Below are 18,310 nucleotides of genomic sequence, written 5' to 3'. Positions count from 1 at the left end.
ACCGATGTCGGACACCACCCCCCAGGTCCGCCCCGAGCGCGTCACGCACGCGCTCGTCCGCGACGTCGCCCTCCCGGGCGGGGCGGGCACGCTCGCGCTCGTCACGCTCGACAACGGGCTGGACCACACGAAGCCCAGCACGCTCGGGCCCCTCGGCATGGCCGAGCTGACCGAGCGCCTCGCCGAGCTGCGGGACCGCGCCGCCGGCGGCGAGATCGCCGCCATCGCGGTCACGGGCAAGCCGTACTTCCTGGCCGCCGGCGCCGACCTGCTCGGCATCGGCGCCGTCACCACGCACGACCAGGCGCTCGAGCTGGGACGCATGGGCCACGCCGCCTACGAGCTGCTGCACGAAGCAGGGGTCCCGACGTTCGCGTTCGTCAACGGGCTCGCCCTGGGCGGCGGCCTCGAGGTCGCGTTGAACTGCGACTACCGCACGGTCGCGTCGGACGCGCCGGCGCTCGGGCTGCCCGAGACCGGGCTGGGCCTGGTCCCCGGCTGGGGCGGCGCCTACCTGGTACCGCGCCTGGTCGGCATCGAGAAGGCCGTGGACGTCGTCCTCACGCGCCCGGCGCAGAACAAGCCGTTCAAGCCGGCCGAGGCGCTCGAGCTCGGGCTCGTCGACGTGCTCTTCGAGGCGGCCGACTTCCTCGAGCAGTCGATCGCGTGGGCCGCGCGCGTGGTGCGGGGCGAGGTCGTCGTCGAGCGGCGGCCGCTCGACCCGCAGCCCGTGTGGGACGCCGTCGTGGCCGCCACGCGCACCCGCCTGGACGCCGTCGTGCACGGGTCGCGGCCGGCGCCCTACCGGGCGCTCGAGCTGCTGGCCGCCGCCCGTGCGGCCACGCGCGCCGAGGCGTTCGCCGCCGAGGACGAGGCGCTGGCCGACCTCATCATGAGCGACGAGATGCGGGCGAGCGTGTACGCGTTCTCGCTGGTCTCGGGCGGCAAGAAGCCCGCCGGCGCACCCGACAGCTCGCTCGCGCGGCCCGTCACCCGCGTGGGGATCGTGGGCGCCGGCCTCATGGCGGCGCAGATCGCGCTGCTCGTCTCGCAGCGGCTCGGGGTGCCCGTCGTCATGCGCGACCTCGACACCGAGCGCGTCGAGAAGGGCCTCGGGTTCGTGCGGTCGACCGTGGAGAAGCTGGTCGCGCGCGGCCGGATGTCCGCCGACGCCGCGGCACGCGTCGTGGCGTCCGTGCACGGCACCACCGAGATCGAGGAGCTCGCCGCCTGCGACGTCGTCGTCGAGGCCGTGACCGAGATCCTCTCGCTCAAGAAGCGCGTGTTCGCTGAGCTCGAGGGCATCGTCTCCCCCGAGACGATCCTCGCGACCAACACCTCGGCGCTGTCGGTCACGGAGATGGCCGCCGACCTGCAGCACCCCGAGCGCGTCGTCGGCATCCACTTCTTCAACCCGGTGGCGCAGATGCCCCTGGTCGAGGTGGTCCAGGCCGAGCGCACCTCGCCGGAGGCGCTGGCCACCGCGTTCGCGATCACCGCGAGGCTGCGCAAGACGGCCGTGCTGGTCAAGGACCGGCCGGGATTCGTGGTCAACCGCCTGCTCGTGCTCGTCATGGGCAAGGTCGTCGAGGCGATCGAGAACGGCACCCCCGTCGAGGTCGCGGACGTCGCGCTCGCCCCGCTCGGGTTCCCGATGCCGACGTTCGAGCTGTTCGACCTCGTGGGTCCCGCCGTCGGGCTGCACGTGCTCACCTCGCTGCGCGAGGACCTCGGCGACCGGTTCCCCGCCTCCCCGGGGCTCGAGAAGCTCGTCGCCGAAGGCGCGCGCGTCGTGCTCGACGCCCCCGCGCCCGGCCTGCACAAGCCCGTCGACCCGGCGATCCAGGCGGCGTTCGGCCCGGCCCTCACCCCGGGCGAGACCGGACGGCACGGTACGCCCGTGCTCGACGGCGAGGGTGTGCTCGACTCGGTGCTGACCGCTCTGACGGTCGAGATCGGGCACCTGCTCGAGGAGGACGTCGTCGCAGGGCCGCCGCAGATCGACCTGTGCATGATCCTCGGCGCGGGTTGGGGCTTCCACACAGGTGGCATCACGCCGTACCTGGACCGCACCGGGTACAGCGAGCGCGTGCTCGCCCGCCGGCTGCTTCCGCCGGGCGTCGCGAGCATCCCGGTGTCCTGATCTCCCTGCGGTGGTCGAGCACGTCGCGGCCACCCCCGCCGTCTCGGGGCGTGGTGCGGCGACCTCGACCGCCGCAGGGTCTGCAGACGTTTTCATCCGGCACTCACCCGACCCATCGATGGTGCCCCGGGCAAGCGCGGGTGACACTCTGACGATGGCGACGTTGCCCTGGCTGGCCCACCTGTCACGCCGCGAGCTCGAGATGCTCGTGACCGAGATCGCGCACGACCTCGCAGACCGGCCGGCGTCGGCCCAGAAGGACCGTGCCGAGGCGGACCTTGGCTGCTGGCAGGTGATGGCAGAGACCTACGGGAGCGTCGAGAAGCTCGCGGCGGCCGCCGAGGACGACGACGCGGCCGAGGGCTCGTAGAGCCGCCGGCCGCGCGCGTGGAAACAGGGGCGGAGGAGCCTCAGAAGGTCGCGAGCCCACGCGAGCGGAACTGCTCCCGCACGCGGTCGGTGAGTTCGACGCTCGGCGGCTGGGTGTCGTCGAGAGAGTAGTCCCGCCCGAGGGCGGTCCACTTGTCGCGGCCCATCTGGTGGAAGGGCAGCACCTCGACCCGGGTCACCGTGCCCGGGCGGATCTCGTTGAGCGACGCCGCGTAGCCGGCCACCAGGTCGACGTTGCGCTCGTCGTCGGTCAGCCCCGGCACGAGCACGAAGCGCACCCACACCTCGACGGGCTGGGCGGCCGTGACGCCGCCCGGGAGCCCGGACTCGGCGAGCCTGCGGCCGAAGTCGAGCGTGGGCTGCAGCGGCCGCTTGGTCACCTCGAGGTAGGTGTCCGGGTCGCCGGCCTTGACGTCCAGCAGCACGAGGTCGGTGTCGGCCAGCATCTCGTCCGTGAGCGCCTTGCCCAGGAACCCCGAGGTGTCCAGGGCCGTGTGCACGCCCATCTCCTTCGCGCCGCGCAGGATGCGTGCCGCGAAGGCCGGCTGCTGGAGCACCTCGCCGCCCGAGAGCGTGAGGCCGCCCTTGGTGGCGCGGAAGATCGGCAGGTAGCGCTTCACTCGCCCGAGCAGCTCGTCGGCCGTGACGGGCTCGCCGTCGCGCATGTTGAGCGTGTCGGGGTTGTGGCAGTACAGGCACCGCAGCGGGCAGCCGTTCAGGAAGACCGTCAGGCGCGTGCCCGGACCGTCGACGGCGGTGACCAGCTCCCAGGAGTGGACCGAGCCGAGCTCGCCCGTCCGCATCATCGCGAGCTTGTCGGTGCGGCCGAGGTCGTCGGCGACGGCCACGCCGTCGAGCCCGGCGCCGGTGCGGCGCCGCGGGGCGGTGGGCGCGTCGAGGTCGACGGGGATGGACTCCCCGAAGAGCCCGGCCGCACCGGAGACCTCAGGAACCCCGACCACGGACGGGGCCCCGAGGAAGACGCCGCGACCGGCGCCGCCACCGAGGGGAAGGGTGGCGGCACCGGTCGCGGAGCTGGTGGAGGTCATGAGGACCTGGTCTCTCGGGACCGTGTCACATGGCGCCGTGGAACGTCCGGCTCAGCACGTCGAGCTGCTGCTCGCGGGTGAGGCGGACGAAGTTCACGGCGTAGCCGGAGACGCGGATCGTCAGCTGCGGGTAGTTCTCGGGGTGCTCCATGGCGTCCTCGAGGGTCTCGCGGACCAGCACGTTGACGTTCATGTGGTAGCCCTCGGCACCGACCGACGCGTCGAGCAGGCCGGCCAGGTTGGCGATCTGCTCCTCCTTCGTGCGGCCGAGGCCGGCCGGCACGACGGTGTTGGTCAGCGAGATGCCGTCCTGCGACTCGTCGTACGGGAGCTTCGCGACCGACAGGGCGGAGGCGAGCATGCCGTGCGTGTCGCGGCCGTTCATCGGGTTGGCGCCCGGGGAGAACGGCTCGCCGGTACGGCGGCCGTCCGGCGTGTTGCCCGTGGCCTTGCCGTAGACGACGTTCGAGGTGATCGTCAGGACCGACTGCGTCGGGATCGCGTCGCGGTACATCTTGTGCATACGGATCTTCTGCATGAACGACTCGACGAGCTCGACGGCGATGTCGTCGGCGCGGTCGTCGTCGTTACCGTAGGTCGGGAACTCACCCTCGGTCACGTAGTCGACCACGATGCCGCGCTCGTCGAAGACGGGCGTGACCTTCGCGTACTTGATGGCCGACAGCGAGTCGGTGGTCACCGCGAGGCCGGCGATGCCGCAGGCCATGGTCCGCAGGACCTCCTTGTCGTGGAGGGCCATCTCGATGCGCTCGTAGGCGTACTTGTCGTGCATGTAGTGGATGACGTTCAGCGCCTCGACGTAGGTGGCGGCCAGCCAGTCCATCGTCTTGTCGAAGCGGGCGCGGACGTCGTCGTAGTCCAGCGGCATGCCGGGCTCGACCGGCGCGACGGCCGGGGAGACCTGCTTGCCGGTGACCTCGTCCTTGCCGCCGTTGATGGCGTACAGCATGGTCTTGGCGAGGTTCACGCGGGCGCCGAAGAACTGCATCTGCTTGCCGACGGCCATCGGCGAGACGCAGCAGGCGATCGCGGCGTCGTCGCCCCAGTGGGCCCGGATCGTGTCGTCGGACTCGTACTGCACGGCCGAGGTGTCGATCGAGACCTTGGCGCAGTAGTCCTTGAAGCCCTGCGGGAGGGCGGCCGACCACAGGACGGTCATGTTCGGCTCCGGCGCCGGACCCAGGTTGTACAGGGTCTGCAGCATGCGGAACGAGTTCTTCGTGACGAGCGAGCGGCCGTCCTCGCCCATGCCGGCGATCGACTCGGTGACCCAGGTCGGGTCGCCGGAGAACAGCGCGTCGTACTCCGGGGTGCGCAGGAAGCGCACGATCCGCAGCTTGATCACGAAGTCGTCCATAATCTCCTGCGCCAGCTCCTCGGTGAGGGTGCCGGCGGCGAGGTCACGCTCGATGTAGATGTCGAGGAAGCTCGAGACGCGGCCCAGCGACATGGCGGCGCCGTTCTGCTCCTTGACCGCGGCCAGGTAGCCGAAGTACAGCCACTGGACGGCCTCCTTGGCCGTGGTGGCCGGGCCCGAGATGTCGAAGCCGTACGAGGCGGCCATCTCCTTGAGCTCGCCGAGAGCGCGGATCTGCTCCGCGTGCTCCTCGCGCTCGCGCACGATCTTCTCCGAGAAGACCTCGGTGTCGAGCGACAGCTTGTCGAGCTTCTTGGCGGCGATCAGCTGGTCGACGCCGTAGAGCGCGACGCGGCGGTAGTCGCCGATGATCCGGCCACGGCCGTAGGCGTCCGGCAGGCCGGTGATGACGTGCGAGGAACGCGCGGCGCGGACGTTCGGCGTGTACGCGTCGAAGACACCCTGGTTGTGCGTCTTGCGGTACTTGGAGAAGACCTCCTGCAGCGTCGGGTCGACGTCGTAGCCGTAGGTCTTCAGCGACGTCTCGACCATGCGCCAGCCACCGAAGGGCATCATCGCGCGCTTGAGCGGGGCGTCGGTCTGGAGCCCGACGATGACCTCGTCGTCCTTCGCGATGTAGCCGGGGGCGTGCGCGGTGATGCCGGCGGGCACCTTGTTGTCGACGTCGTAGACGCCCTTCTCGCGCTCCGCGGGGAACATGGCGGCGAGCGTGTCCCACACCTTCGTGGTGCGGGCGGTCGGCCCGGCCAGGAACGAGTCGTCGCCGTCGTACGGCGTGTAGTTCTTCTGGATGAAGTCGCGGACGTCGATCTTGTCCTGCCACGGGCCGTTGGTGAAGCCGGCCCAGGCGGTGGTGATCATGTCGGCGGCAGACGCAGTCGTCGTCATTGGTGGCCTTCTCTCCTCCGGGAGGGGTCGCCCTCTCCTGTTTCCGAGTACGACGGTACGCCCGTGGCCAGACCACAGCCACACCAAACGGGCGCAAAGCCCTGTAGCCTTGCTCACACTGTGGTATGACCACAATGTCTCCGCTGGTCAGACCCGAAAACCCGGAGGCGCAGCGCGCCACCGGGACGTGCGCCGCGCGCCTGATCGGAGCGGGGATACGCGGCCTGCAGCACGGGCGTCCTCGCGCGCTGTCTGCGATGCTGCCCAGGTGACCCGACCACCACGAACGATGGGCATCGAGGAGGAGCTGCTGCTCCTCGCCGAGGACGGCAGCCCCGCCCCGCGGGCCCAGGCCGTCCTCGAGTCCGCCGCCGAGGCCGACGGTCCGCTCGAGAACGAGTTCATGGAGGAGCAGCTCGAGACGGCGACGCCCCCGACGCGGTCGCTCGCCGAGCTCGCCGAGGCCATCCGGGCCGGCCGCTCCGGCGCGCGCGAGGCGGCCGCTCGCCACAACGCACGCGTCGCCGCCGTGGCGACGTCGCCCGTCGCCCACCGGGGCACCACGGTGTCCCGGCTGCGCTACCTGCGGGCCCGGTCCGAGTTCGGCCTCACCGCGTGGGAGCAGCTCACCAACGGCTGCCACGTCCACGTCGGCGTGGCCGACGACGTGGAGGGCGTGGCCGTGCTGGACCGCATCGGGCCGTGGCTCGCACCGCTGCTGGCGATCTCGGCCAACTCGCCGTTCTGGTTGGCGCGCGCGACGGGGTACGAGAGCTTCCGCTCGCAGGTGTGGGCACGGTGGCCGACCGCGGGGCCGACGCGGATGTTCGGGACGCCCGAGGCATACCACGCTGCCGTCGCGGCGCTCGTGGCGACGAGCACGGTGCTCGACGAGGCGATGGTCTACTTCGACGCCCGCCTGTCGGCCCGCTACCCGACCGTCGAGATCCGCGTCGCGGACGTCTGCCTCGACCCCGACACCGCGACCCTCGTCGCCGGGCTCGCGCGCGGACTCGTCGAGACGGTCGCCCGCGAGGCCGCATCCGGCGTCCCGCTCCCCGACGCTCCCGTCGAGCTGCTGCGCACGTCGCACTGGCGCGCCGGGCGGTCGGGGCTGGTCGGTGACCTGGTCGATCCCCGGACGTGGCGTCCAGCGCCGGCGCACGACGTCATCGGCGCGCTCCTGACTTACACCCGCGATGCGCTGGCGGACGCGGGCGACCTCGACACCGTCACGGAGCTGCTCGGCGCACTGTGGGCGCGCGGCAACGGCGCCGCCCGCCAGCGCACCTGGGCGGCGGACGCCGGCGGCGACCTGCATGCGGTGGCGCTGCGGGCGGCGGACGCGCTCCTGTCGGAGCCCGCGCTGGGCTGAGCGGCGGCGCTACAGCAGCGCCAGCGCCGCCAGCGTGTCGCGCGTCGCGTCCGCGGCCGTCAGGCGGGTGGCCGTCGTGAGCTGCTCGCGGCTCTGATGGTCGAGGAACTCGACCGGCAGGCCCAGGTGCACCTGCGGGGTGGCCACGCCCTGCTCGGCGGCGCGCTGCGCGAGCATCGAGCCCACACCTCCGTCGACGACGCCGTCCTCGATCGTCACGACGAGGTCGTGCTCGCCGCCCAGCTTCACCAGCCCTGCCGGGACCGGCAGCACCCACGTCGGCGACGCCACGGTCACCGCGAGCCCGTGCGCCGCGAGCGCCTCACCCGTCGCCACGGCCGTGCCGGCCATGGAACCGATGCCGACGACGAGCACGCGGCGGGCCGCGGGCGGCCCCTCGTGCCGCGCGATGACGTCGACCCCGTCCAGCTCGCTGACCGCCGGGATCGCATCCGCCAGGGCGCCCTTCGGGTAGCGCACCACGGTCGGGGCGTCGTCGACGTCGACGGCGGCGCGCAGCGCGGCGCGCAGCGTCTCCTCGTCGCGCGGGGCGGCCAGCCGCAGGCCGGGGACGATGCGCAGCATCGCCATGTCCCACATGCCGTTGTGGCTCGCGCCGTCGTCGCCGGTGATGCCGGCGCGGTCGAGCACGAAGGTGACGCCGGCCTTGTGCAGCGCGACGTCCATGAGCACCTGGTCGAACGCGCGGTTGAGGAAGGTCGCGTAGACCGCGACGACGGGGTGCAGCCCGCCGAACGCCATGCCCGCGGCCGACGTGGCGGCGTGCTGCTCGGCGATCCCGACGTCGAACGTACGCTCAGGGAACTCCTTGGCGAACGGCGCGAGGCCCACGGGGTGAAGCATCGCGGCGGTGATCGCGACGACGTCGGGCCGGCGCCGGCCGATGCGCACGATCTCGTCGGCGAACACGGACGTCCAGCCGAAGCGCGACGGCGCGACGGGCAGCCCGGTCTCGGGGTGAATCTGCCCGACGGCATGGAAGCGGTCGGCGACGTCCTGCTCGGCGGGCGTGTAGCCGCGGCCCTTCTCGGTGATGGCGTGGACGATCACCGGCGAGCCGTAGCCCTTGGCGAGGGTGAAGGCGCGCTCCATGGCGGCCTCGTCGTGGCCGTCGACGGGCCCGATGTACTTGATGCCGAGGTCCTCGAACATGCCCTGCGGGGCGACGACGTCCTTGAGTCCCTTCTTGAGGCCGTGCAGCCAGTCGTAGGCGAACTGCCCCGGCCGGCCGGAGCGGGACAGCGTGCGCTTGCCCCAGTCGAGGAACTGCTCGTACCCGCGGGTGGTGCGGAGGGTGTCGAGGTGGTGGGCGAGGCCGCCGATGGTCGGCGAGTAGGACCGGCCGTTGTCGTTGACGACGATGATCAGGCGGCGGTGGCACGCCGAGATGTTGTTGAGCGCCTCCCAGGCCATGCCGCCCGTGAGGGCGCCGTCGCCGACGACGGCGACGACGTGCCGGTCGCCCTGGCCGCGCACCTGGTTCGCCTTCGCGATCCCGTCCGCCCAGCTCAGCGCGGTGGAGGCGTGCGAGTTCTCGACGACGTCGTGCTCCGACTCCGCGCGCGACGGGTAGCCGGACATGCCGCCCTTCTTGCGCAGCGCCGAGAAGTCCTTGCGGCCGGTGAGCAGCTTGTGCACGTACGCCTGGTGACCCGTGTCGAAGACGAAGGTGTCGCGCGGCGAGTCGAAGACGCGGTGCAGCGCGATGGTGAGCTCGACGACGCCCAGGTTCGGCCCGAGGTGACCACCGGTGCGCGAGACGTTGTCGACCAGGAACCACCGGATCTCCGCCGCGAGCGCGGGGATCTGGCGGGGCGTCAGCCGCTTGAGGTCTGCGGGCGACGCGATTCCGGCCAGCAGGCCCATGAGCAATTCCTTCCGGACGACCGTCCGCGGGGTCTTGACGCACGGACCGATCAAGCCTAGGCCCTACTCACGCGAGCCACCGACCCGAGCAGGTCGCGCCAAAACGGTACGCACGCGATCTGCACGTGCCCTCCACGCGGATCGCCCCGCGCGTAGGCTGAGATGCCGCCGACGGCAACACCACCGTCGGCACGCGTGCGCGCCGGCCGGGCCCGGCAGCGCCCCCCTCCGGAGGAGCCCATGCGCTTTCTCGACGGGCACCAGCCCACCACCGATCTCACCTACGGCGACGTCTTCCTCGTGCCGTCCCGCTCGGACGTCACCAGCCGCCTCGACGTCGACCTCTCCTCGGACGACGGCACCGGCACCACCGTGCCGATCGTCGTCGCCAACATGACCGCCGTCGCCGGCCGCCGCATGGCCGAGACCGTGGCCCGCCGCGGTGGCGTCGCGATCATGCCGCAGGACATCCCGGGCGATGTCATCGCGGACGTGGTCGCCGGCGTGAAGTCCAAGGACCCCGTCGTCGAGACGCCCGTGACCGTGGGCACCCACGACACGGTCTCGACCGTGCTGACCCTGCTCGGCAAGCGCGCGCACGGCGCCGCCGTCGTCGTCGAGGACGGCCGCCCCGTGGGCGTCGTCACCGAGGCCGACTGCCTCGGCACCGACCGTTTCACCCAGGTGGGGCGCGTCATGTCGACGGACCTGGTCGCGGTCGAGGCCTCCCAGGTCGAGTCCGCCGGCCTCGAGGACACGTTCGAGCGGCTGCACGCCGCCAAGACCGACCTCGCCGTCGTCGTGCGCGACGGCGGGCTCGTGGGCGTGCTGACCCGCAAGGGCACCGTGCGCTCCACGGTCTACTCCCCCGCCCTCGACGCGGGCGGCCGCCTGCGCGTCGGCGCCGCCGTCGGCATCAACGGCGACGTCGCCGCCAAGACCAAGGACCTGCTCGCTGCCGGCGTCGACGTGCTCGTCGTCGACACCGCGCACGGCCACCAGTCCAAGATGCTGCAGGCGCTCGACGCCGTCCGGTCCGTCGCACCCGACGTCCCCGTCGTCGCGGGCAACGTCGTGACCGCCGCGGGCGTGCGCGACCTGGTCGCGGCCGGTGCGGACATCCTCAAGGTGGGCGTCGGCCCCGGCGCCATGTGCACCACGCGCATGATGACCGCCGTCGGGCGGCCGCAGTTCTCCGCGGTGCTCGAGTGCTCGGGCGCCGCGCGCGAGCTCGGCAAGAACGTGTGGGCCGACGGCGGCGTGCGGCACCCGCGCGACGTCGCGCTCGCGCTGGCGGCGGGCGCGTCGCAGGTGATGATCGGCTCGTGGTTCGCCGGCACGTACGAGTCGCCCGGCGACCTGCACGACGACGGCACCGGGCGCCTGTACAAGGACTCGTTCGGCATGGCGTCCGCGCGTGCCGTCGCGGCCCGGACCGCGGGTGCCGGCTCGGCGTTCGACCGCGCTCGCAAGGCCCTGTTCGAGGAGGGAATCTCCAGCGGGAAGATGTACCTCGACCCGATCCGCCCGGGCGTCGAGGACCTGCTCGACGAGATCACCTCGGGCCTGCGCTCCGCGTTCACCTACGCGGGCGCCCGGACGCTGGCCGAGTTCGCCGAGCGGGCCGTGGTGGGCATCCAGTCCGCGGCGGGGTATCAGGAGGGCATGCCGGTCCATACCTCCTGGTGACCGCCGGGCTCGACGATCACGAGCCGCGTGGTGGGGCGGGTGAGCGCAACATAAAGGTCGCGCTCCCCGCCCTCGCGCGCTTCCTGGATGGCTGCGGGGTCGACGACGACGGCCCCGTCGAACTCGAGCCCCCGCACCTCGGAGACCGGGACCACCTGGACGCCGGCCACGCCGTCGAGCGCGGCTGAGACGGAGGCCGCGGCGTCGTCGGCCGCGATCACGCCGACGAGGCCACCGACGGCGGCCTCGCGCAGGGCCTCGCGGCGGACGGACTCGAGCAGCGCGTCCGGCAGCTCGCGCTCGGCAGCCGGCACGAGCACCCGGCGCACCGCCGGGCCCGTCCGGATCGCGCGGGAGCGCGGCTGCAGCGGCGCGATCCGGGCCAGCAGCGGGGCCGCCTCCTCCAGCACCTGCGCCGTCGTGCGGTAGCAGACCGTGAGCGTGTGCACCCCCGCACGGCGGGCGAGCTCGTCGAGCGCGTCCTCCCAGGTCGCCGCCCCCGTCGAGGGGCCGGACTGCGCCAGGTCCCCGACGATCGTCATGCTCCGGCTCGGGCAGCGCCGCAGCACCGCGCGCCACTGCATCGGCGTCAGCTCCTGCGCCTCGTCCACGACGACATGCCCGAACGTGCGCTCGGGCGGGCCGTCGAGAAGCGCAGCGGCCTCGTCGAGCAGCGGCAGGTGGGCGTCGGTCCAGCGGCGGCCCGCACGGCGGGGGGCGGGGACCGCGCCCGCCGGAGCAGCCCGCCCCGCCAGCACCCCCGCGACGACGTCGCCCGCCGTCAGCCGCGGCCACGCCCGCTCGACGGCAGTCTCGACCGCCGGGTCTGTCGCGAGCGAGGCGCGCAACGCCTGCGGGTCCAGCTCGGCGACCGCCGCCTCGTGCCCGTACCGGCCACCGGCGTCGGCCGCGAAGCCCAGCCGCTCGAGGTCGGCCGCGACCGCCCCCTCGACGTCGACGCCGCCCGTCAGCACCTCGATGTCCTCGTCCATGCGGGCGAGGAACACGCGGGCGCGTGCCTCGACCTCGTCGGCGAGGGCGTCCGCGACGAGATCCCGGAACAGCTCGCGGGCCTTGTTGTGCGGCAGCCCGGACGCCTGGGCGGTGGCGCGCGCCTCCGCCAGCTCGGCGGGCGAGAGGGCGATGCGGTCGCCGTCGATCGTCACGGCGACCTCCGTCCCTGGGGGCGCCTGCAGCGCCCGCACAGCCGAGGCCAGCCTCGACGCCCACCGCACGTCCCCGAGCGGCCGCCGCCCCCGGCCGGCCCCGGCCGGCCGTTGTGGGTCCCTGGACGTCCGCTGATCGGCACCCAGAACCGGAGCCCCAGGGTCCCGCAACGGAGCAGGCGTGTCCGCGAGCAGCGAGGTCGGCGTCGCGAGGAGGACGTCGTTTTCACCCAGGGACGGGAGCACCTCGCCGATGTAGTCGAGGAAGCGCTCGCCCGGGCCGAGCACCAGCACGCCGTCGGCACGGGCTGAGTCGAACATCGCGAGCACGTAGGCCGCGCGGTGCAGCGCCACCACCGTCTTGCCGGTGCCCGGCCCGCCCTCGACGACGGTGACGCCGCGGTGCGGCGAGCGGACGATCGCGTCCTGCTCCGCCTGCAGGGTCGCGACGACGTCACGCATTCGCCCGGTGCGGGCGGCGCCGAGAGCGGCCGAGAGCGGACCGTCGCCGACGACGTCGTGCTCGCCCGGGTCGCTCCCGTCGAGCAGCTCGTCGCTGACCCGGACGACGTCGCGGCCGTCGAGCGTCAGGTGCCGGCGGCGGCGCAGGCCCTGCGGGGCCGCGGGCGTGGCGGCATAGAACGGGCGAGCGGCGTCCGCGCGCCAGTCGAGCACGAGCGGCTCGCCGTGCGGTCCGGTGATTCCCGTGCGGCCGATGTGCAGCGCGGTGCCGTCGGCGGTGTCGATCCGGCCGAAGCACAGGTGGTGCTCGGCCGCCGCGAGCGCCGCCGCCCGGCGACCGAGCAGGGCCAGGCGGGGCTCGCGCAGGTCGTCGTGGCGGTCACGCTGGACCTCGGCGATCTCGCGGCGGACGCGGTCGGCGTCAGCGTCGAGGCGCGCGTAAAGGACGTCGACGTGGCGTTGCTCGGCGGCACGCTCGCGCACCGCGGGGTCCGGCCCGGCGGCACGATCGGGCGTGGGGTGGTCCAGCTCGCCGCCCCGCTCGCGCGTGGTGGGGTCCTGCGGGTGGTGCACGTGCTCTCCTCGATCCAGGCCCGGTCGCCCGACGTGGCGGGCCCGCGGCGTCCTGCGGACGTTAACCTCGGCAGGTGACCACCGTCGAGGGAAACGCAGCCGCACGGGCACAGCTTGCGACGCTCGCCGCCGACCCATCCTTCCCGGGACCGTGGCGACACGCCCGCGGGATGCTCGACGATGGCGCCGCCCGCGCGGCCGCCGTGCTCGTGCTGTTCGGGGTGCTCGACGGCCTGACCGCCGACCACGAGGCGCAGAACCTCGCCGTCTCCTACGACCTCGACGTGCTCCTGCTGCGCCGGGCCGCGACGCTGAGCTCGCACGCCGGACAGGTGGCGTTCCCCGGCGGCCGGGTCGAGCCCGGCGAGGACGTCGTCGCCGCCGCGCTGCGTGAGGCTCGCGAGGAGACCGGCCTCGACGCCGCCGGCGTGGAGGTGCTGGGGACGCTCGCCTCGCTGCCGATGCCGGTGAGCAACCACCTGGTCACGCCCGTGCTGGGCTGGTGGTCGGCGCCGTCGCCCGTGGGCGTGGTCGACGTCGGCGAGTCGGCGTACGTGTTCCGGGCCCCGGTGGCCGACCTGCTCGACCCCGCCCACCGGTACACCTCCGTGCTGCACCGCGGCGCGAACACCTGGCGAGGCCCGGCGTGGGTCGTCACGGTCGACGGCGTCGAGCAGCTCGTCTGGGGCTTCACCGCCGGGATCCTCGACGCGATGTTCACCCACCTGGGCTGGACCGAGGACTGGGACCACGGCCGCGAGCTCGAGCTGCCGTGACCGGCGCATGAAGGCCGAGCTCGACGTCACCGTCGACCTTGCCCGCGCACTGCTGCGCGAGCAGCACCCGGACCTCGCCGACCTCCCGCTGCGCGTGGCGGCGAACGGGTGGGACAACGTCATGGTCCGCGCGGGCGACGACCTCGTGCTCCGGCTCCCCCGCCGGGCGGTCGCGGCGCCCCTGATCGCGAACGAGCTCGCCGCGCTGCCGCTGCTCGCCCCGGCGCTCGCGACGGCGGCGCCCGGCGTCGTCGTCCCGGTCCCGCTGCGCAGCGGCCGGCCGAGCGTAGCCCTCGGCTACCCGTGGCCGTGGAGCGTGACCCGATGGGTCGACGGCGTAGCCGCGGCGGCGACGCCGGTGGCCGCCCGCCGGGCGTGGGCGCCGACGCTCGCGCGCTTCCTGGCTGCGGTGCACCGGCCGCTCGCCGCGGGGGTCACCGCCCCCGGCAACCCGTTCCGCGGGGTCGCGCTGCGCGACCGCCGACCGCCCGCGCTCGATCTCACCGGACGGGTCGCAGCGCTGTGGCAGGCCGCCCTCGACGCCGACCCGTACGCCGGGCCGCCCGTGTGGGTACACGGGGACCCGCACCCCGCCAACCTGGTCGTCGTGCCCGGCGAGCAGGGTGACACGCCTGACCGCCTGGCCGCCGTCGTCGACTTCGGCGACATCACCGCGGGTGACCCGGCGAGCGACCTCGGCACGATCTGGCTCACGTTCGACGCCGCCGGACGCGCTGTGTTCCGCGCGACGCTCGCCGAGGCTGGAGCGGGCCCCGAGGGGCGCGGCTGGGACGAGGCGACCTGGGCGCGCGCCCGCGGCTGGGCGCTGGTGTTCGCAGCCGCGATGCTCGCCCACCCCGAGGAACACCCGAGCCTCGTGCCGATCGGCGAGCACGCCGTCGCGGCGCTCGTCGACGGGCTCTGAGGCCGCCGCCTGCACCACGATCCGCTGGTCGCGCTCATACCTCACCTCGATCCGACAGCGACAGCAGTGCTCCCCGGGGATCAGAGCGCGCCACCACACCGACCACCGATCGCCGCCCCACGGATGATCTGGCCATGGTCGAGCGACGTCGCGGGGTCAAGGGTGGTGAGGTCGGCCGGCACCGGAAGCCGGTGGCGGCCCCCACGTGGCGTCGTTTGGCAGCCTCGCTGACGGCGGTGGCCATCGTGCTCGCGGGGAGCATCGTCGCGGCCACCGTGACCTCGCCGCCCGCGGCGGCCGCGCAGGAACCGGGACTTCCCGCACCCGGGCAGATGCCGGGGTGGCGCTGCCTCGTCGACTGGCCCGAATCGCCGTGCCCCGCGGGCACCGGCCCTGCGACCGGCGTGCCCCTCTACACGGACGACGACGTCTCGACGTGGGTGGGCGGCAACTTCACGATCCAGGGGATGGCGGCCGAGGTCGAGGGCCGCACGATCGTCGCCGGCGACATGACCGTCGCCAAGACGGCGACCTACTGGCGGGGCCTCAACCTCGGCGTGGCCGGCATCGGGTCGCAGATCGCGCCTCCGCCCGGCAGCGTCATGCTCGGCGTGGGGGGCGACCTGCAGCTCGTCGTGCCCGTGGGTCAGGAGACGCAGCAGTCTCAGTACACGATCAACGTCGGCCAGCAGATCGGCGGAAAGGTGGCGGTGGCCGGAACGTCGACGATGCTCCTCGGAACCTCGCCGGGCCACTCCTTGACCGGGGCCTTCTCGAACGCCACCCTGCTGGACCGGCAGCAGTCGCTCGCCTATCTGCAGCAGTACAACGGCTTGGGGGCGAAGGTCACCGAGCTCTCCGACGAGCTGGCCGCCCGGACGGGCGCGGGCGCTGCACGGGTCGAGCCGCGCGGCGGGCTGCAGACGCTCGTGCTCACCGCGGGCACCGCGAACCCGGACGGGCTCTACGTCTTCGAGGCGACCGCCGCGCAGCTCGCGGCCGTCACCCGCATCGACTTCGACGGGCTGACCCGGCGCGCAGACGGCTCGTACCCGGTCGCGGTCATCAACGTGCCCGACGGCGGGCAGATCAGCAGCGTCATCAAGGAGATCTGGGTCGACGGCACCAAGATCACCGGGGACAAGTACTGGAGCCCGGACCTCGGCAACGTCTCCGTCGCCCTGATGTGGAACTTCCCTCAGGCGCAGAAGGTCTCGATCCAGTCGGCGCAAGTCTCGTCGGGCACCTACGCCGACGGCCTCAACTTCCTCGGCAGCATCCTCATCCCCCGCGGCGACCTGTACACGAACGTCATCAGCACCAACGGGCGGCTCTACGTCGGCGGCAGCTACGTCATGGACGACACGGGGCCGGACAACAGCACCTTCGCGCACGCCGAGCACCACAACTACCCGTGGACGTTCGCGCTGCCCGCGGTGCCCGCCACGGGCGAGGTCGCCGTCAGCAAGCAGCTCACGCCCGCGACCGGGGAGCTGCTGGCGGACGCGGGCTTCGACCCGCAGACCGTCGAGCTGTACGCGCACGGGTCGCTCGTCTGCACGGAGCCGGGCGGGTCGCCCGCCGTCGCGCATCCATGGTCCGTCAGCGTGCGCGGCCCGCCGGCCGAGATCGACGGGCTCCCCTTGGGCGCCACCTGCACCGTCACCGAGGAGCCCGGGCTCACGACCGCGAACGGCGCGCAAGTCACGGTGCCCGACACGGCGTGGGCGCAGCCGCAGATCACCGTCGTCGGCGCGTCCGGGTCCAGCGTCGTCGTCACGGAAGGCTCCACCCAGGTCACCGTGACCAACAGCCTGGAGACCACCGGCGTGACGCCCCCGCAGGTGAGGCCGCGCGGCTTCCGGATCTCCAAGGTCGTTGGCGGCAACGCCGCCGCCCAGGCGACGACGACGAGCTTCACCGCCGGGTGGGCCGTGCGCGACGCCGCGACCGGCACGTTCGTGCCACAGACCCCCGACCTGACACTGCACGCGGGCACCACCACCGCCGAGCTGACCACGTGGGTCGACGCCGCGGGAACCAGCCACCCGCTCATGCAGGGCGACGTCGTCCGCGTCACCGAGACGCGGCCGGCCGACGCGACCGGGGTCACCTGGGGCGGGGCCCAGTTCGCCGTCGGCGGCACGGCCCTGACCTGCGATCCGGCGCCGGCGCCGACCCCGTGGGCGTGCGGGACGTTCACGCTGGACGGGCCGGGCACCGACCCGATCGCCGTCACGCTGACCAACACGGCGAGAACCCCCGGCGTGGGCCTCGCCCTGAAGAAGACGCTCCCGGCGGACTCGACGTTCGACTCGCTGCGTTCATCGCGCTTCTGCTTCGAGGTGACGTACGGGAACACCGTCGGCACTCTTGCCATCCCGGCCAACGGCACGCCGGTCACCGTCACCGACGGCACGACGCTGGTGACGGGATACAGCGACTACCCCGTCGCCGGGCCGGTCAGGACGACGCTCAACGGTCTCACCGCCGGCTCCGCGATCGCGATCCGCGAGGTCCTGGAGTACGACAGGCGTTGCGAGCCGATGAGCCCACCTCAGGCACCGAACGGGCAGTGGGCTACGCCCATCCTCCAGGTCGACGGCAAGCCCGTGGCTCTGGTGAGCAACCTCTGGACACTGGACGTCGCCGCGTCCGGGATCGTCGACGTCGAGGTCCTCAACAGCATCCCTGCGCAGTTCAGGGTCGCGAAGCGCGTCGCCGGGGAGTCTGCGGGCCTGGTCGACACCGTCAAGCCGTTCACCTTCCGGTACGAGATCACGGACGGCCCGAGCAAGGGAGCAGCTGGAACCCTCGAGGTCGCTCTCTGGGGGACCGTCCCGATGTCGGGAATCGCGCGGGTCGGCGACACGATCGCCCTGACCGAGATCGCCCTACCCCAGTTCGCGGGCGTGCAGTGGGGCACCCCGACGTTCCAGCCAGCATCGTCCATCACGATCACCACCGCGAACATGTACAACGTCGACTTCGTGGTGACGAACCTTGCGCAGACGCCCAAGCCGGCCGCCTTCGACATCCCCATCCAGAAGGTCGGGCCCGTGGAGCACGGGTCCGTGGCACCTCTGGGGGGCGCCGAGTTCCGCCTGCTGGCCGACAACGGCGGCGCGGCGGGCGACCCTGTGCCCGGGCGCTCCGTCGCTCCGGTCGCGGGTACGACCGGCAAGTTCGTCGTCGAGGACCTCTCCCCAGGCACCTACTGGCTCCTGGAGACCCGGGCCCCGTCCGGCTACACCCTTCTCGCCTCGGCGGTGCGGTTCACCGTCTCGCCGACCGGCGTGATCACGATCGCCAATCCCGGTGACAACCCCCAGGTCGTCGCGATCTCGACGACCGGCTCCACGGTCCGTGACGCCATCCAGGTCACGAACCTGCCGAGCCATGCCCTGCCCTTCGCCGGCGGTGGTGGAGGACCTCCACCCGCGGCGATCGGCATCGCGGCTCTGCTCGCCGCAGGCCTGCTCACCGTCGCCATCCGACGTCCGCGGGCCCGATGCCGATGACAGCCCGACCACCCCACCACCGACATCGAAGCCTCCGGGCACGCCCGGACCTCAGCGAAGGAACCAC

The 18,310-nt window shown here is 73.0% G+C and carries 11 protein-coding genes; 7 read left to right on the top strand and 4 right to left on the bottom strand.

From position 1 onward, the window contains the following. The first annotated feature begins 4 nt into the window (after positions 1-4). Both ACO4JP_RS08730 and ACO4JP_RS08725 read left to right on the top strand, forming a co-directional pair. Positions 5-2,143 carry a 3-hydroxyacyl-CoA dehydrogenase NAD-binding domain-containing protein gene (locus ACO4JP_RS08730; protein WP_425956985.1) on the top strand — a complete coding sequence of 713 codons (2,139 nt, stop codon included), beginning with the start codon at positions 5-7 and terminating at the stop codon, positions 2,141-2,143. Positions 2,144-2,297: 154 nt separating this feature from the next. Then, positions 2,298-2,513, top strand: a complete 216-nt coding sequence (locus tag ACO4JP_RS08725) for a hypothetical protein (protein ID WP_425956984.1) — start codon at positions 2,298-2,300, stop codon at positions 2,511-2,513. Between the two features lie 40 nt (positions 2,514-2,553). Here the strand turns inward: ACO4JP_RS08725 and pflA are convergent, their stop codons facing one another. Together pflA and pflB are read right to left on the bottom strand one after the other, a co-directional pair. Next, a complete protein-coding gene (pflA, locus tag ACO4JP_RS08720; protein ID WP_425956983.1) occupies positions 2,554-3,582 on the bottom strand; it encodes a pyruvate formate-lyase-activating protein in 1,029 nt (342 codons plus the stop codon). A 25-nt stretch (positions 3,583-3,607) separates the two neighbouring features. Further along, complete coding sequence (pflB, locus tag ACO4JP_RS08715; protein ID WP_425956982.1) at positions 3,608-5,869, bottom strand: formate C-acetyltransferase; 2,262 nt, start codon at positions 5,867-5,869, stop codon at positions 3,608-3,610. Between the two features lie 289 nt (positions 5,870-6,158). Here pflB and ACO4JP_RS08710 point away from each other — a divergent pair, with 289 nt between their 5' ends. After that, a complete protein-coding gene (locus ACO4JP_RS08710; protein ID WP_425957077.1) occupies positions 6,159-7,244 on the top strand; it encodes a carboxylate-amine ligase in 1,086 nt (361 codons plus the stop codon). A 9-nt stretch (positions 7,245-7,253) separates the two neighbouring features. On the opposite strand, the gene dxs is transcribed toward ACO4JP_RS08710, so the two are convergent. Next, positions 7,254-9,131: a 1-deoxy-D-xylulose-5-phosphate synthase gene (gene dxs, locus ACO4JP_RS08705; RefSeq protein ID WP_425956981.1), complete on the bottom strand. Its 1,878-nt coding sequence runs from the start codon at positions 9,129-9,131 to the stop codon at positions 7,254-7,256. A gap of 240 nt (positions 9,132-9,371) precedes the next feature. Here dxs and ACO4JP_RS08700 point away from each other — a divergent pair, with 240 nt between their 5' ends. Beyond that, a complete protein-coding gene (locus tag ACO4JP_RS08700; RefSeq protein ID WP_425956980.1) occupies positions 9,372-10,820 on the top strand; it encodes a GuaB1 family IMP dehydrogenase-related protein in 1,449 nt (482 codons plus the stop codon). On the opposite strand, the gene ACO4JP_RS08695 is transcribed toward ACO4JP_RS08700, so the two are convergent. Further along, positions 10,787-13,021 carry a HelD family protein gene (locus ACO4JP_RS08695; protein ID WP_425956979.1) on the bottom strand — a complete coding sequence of 745 codons (2,235 nt, stop codon included), beginning with the start codon at positions 13,019-13,021 and terminating at the stop codon, positions 10,787-10,789. The two genes, ACO4JP_RS08700 and ACO4JP_RS08695, sit on opposite strands and share 34 nt — an antisense overlap. 74 nt (positions 13,022-13,095) lie before the next feature. Here ACO4JP_RS08695 and ACO4JP_RS08690 point away from each other — a divergent pair, with 74 nt between their 5' ends. The 3 genes from ACO4JP_RS08690 (at position 13,096) to ACO4JP_RS08680 (ending at position 18,243) form a co-directional block, all read left to right on the top strand. Continuing rightward, positions 13,096-13,797, top strand: coding sequence for an NUDIX hydrolase (locus tag ACO4JP_RS08690; protein WP_425956978.1), 702 nt, complete (start codon positions 13,096-13,098; stop codon positions 13,795-13,797). A gap of 7 nt (positions 13,798-13,804) precedes the next feature. Beyond that, positions 13,805-14,722 (top strand): aminoglycoside phosphotransferase family protein, encoded by a 918-nt coding sequence (locus tag ACO4JP_RS08685; RefSeq protein WP_425956977.1) that lies wholly within the window; start codon positions 13,805-13,807, stop codon positions 14,720-14,722. 134 nt (positions 14,723-14,856) lie between these two features. Then, positions 14,857-18,243 carry a choice-of-anchor A family protein gene (locus ACO4JP_RS08680; RefSeq protein WP_425956976.1) on the top strand — a complete coding sequence of 1,129 codons (3,387 nt, stop codon included), beginning with the start codon at positions 14,857-14,859 and terminating at the stop codon, positions 18,241-18,243. Positions 18,244-18,310 lie beyond the last annotated feature (67 nt).

Origin of the sequence: Xylanimonas sp. McL0601 (genome assembly GCF_049852175.1) — a bacterium.
In the GTDB taxonomy this organism is placed as follows: Bacteria; Actinomycetota; Actinomycetes; order Actinomycetales; family Cellulomonadaceae; genus Xylanimonas.
Note: the sequence above shows the minus strand (reverse complement) of the source record. Positions and strands in the feature narration are given on the sequence as shown.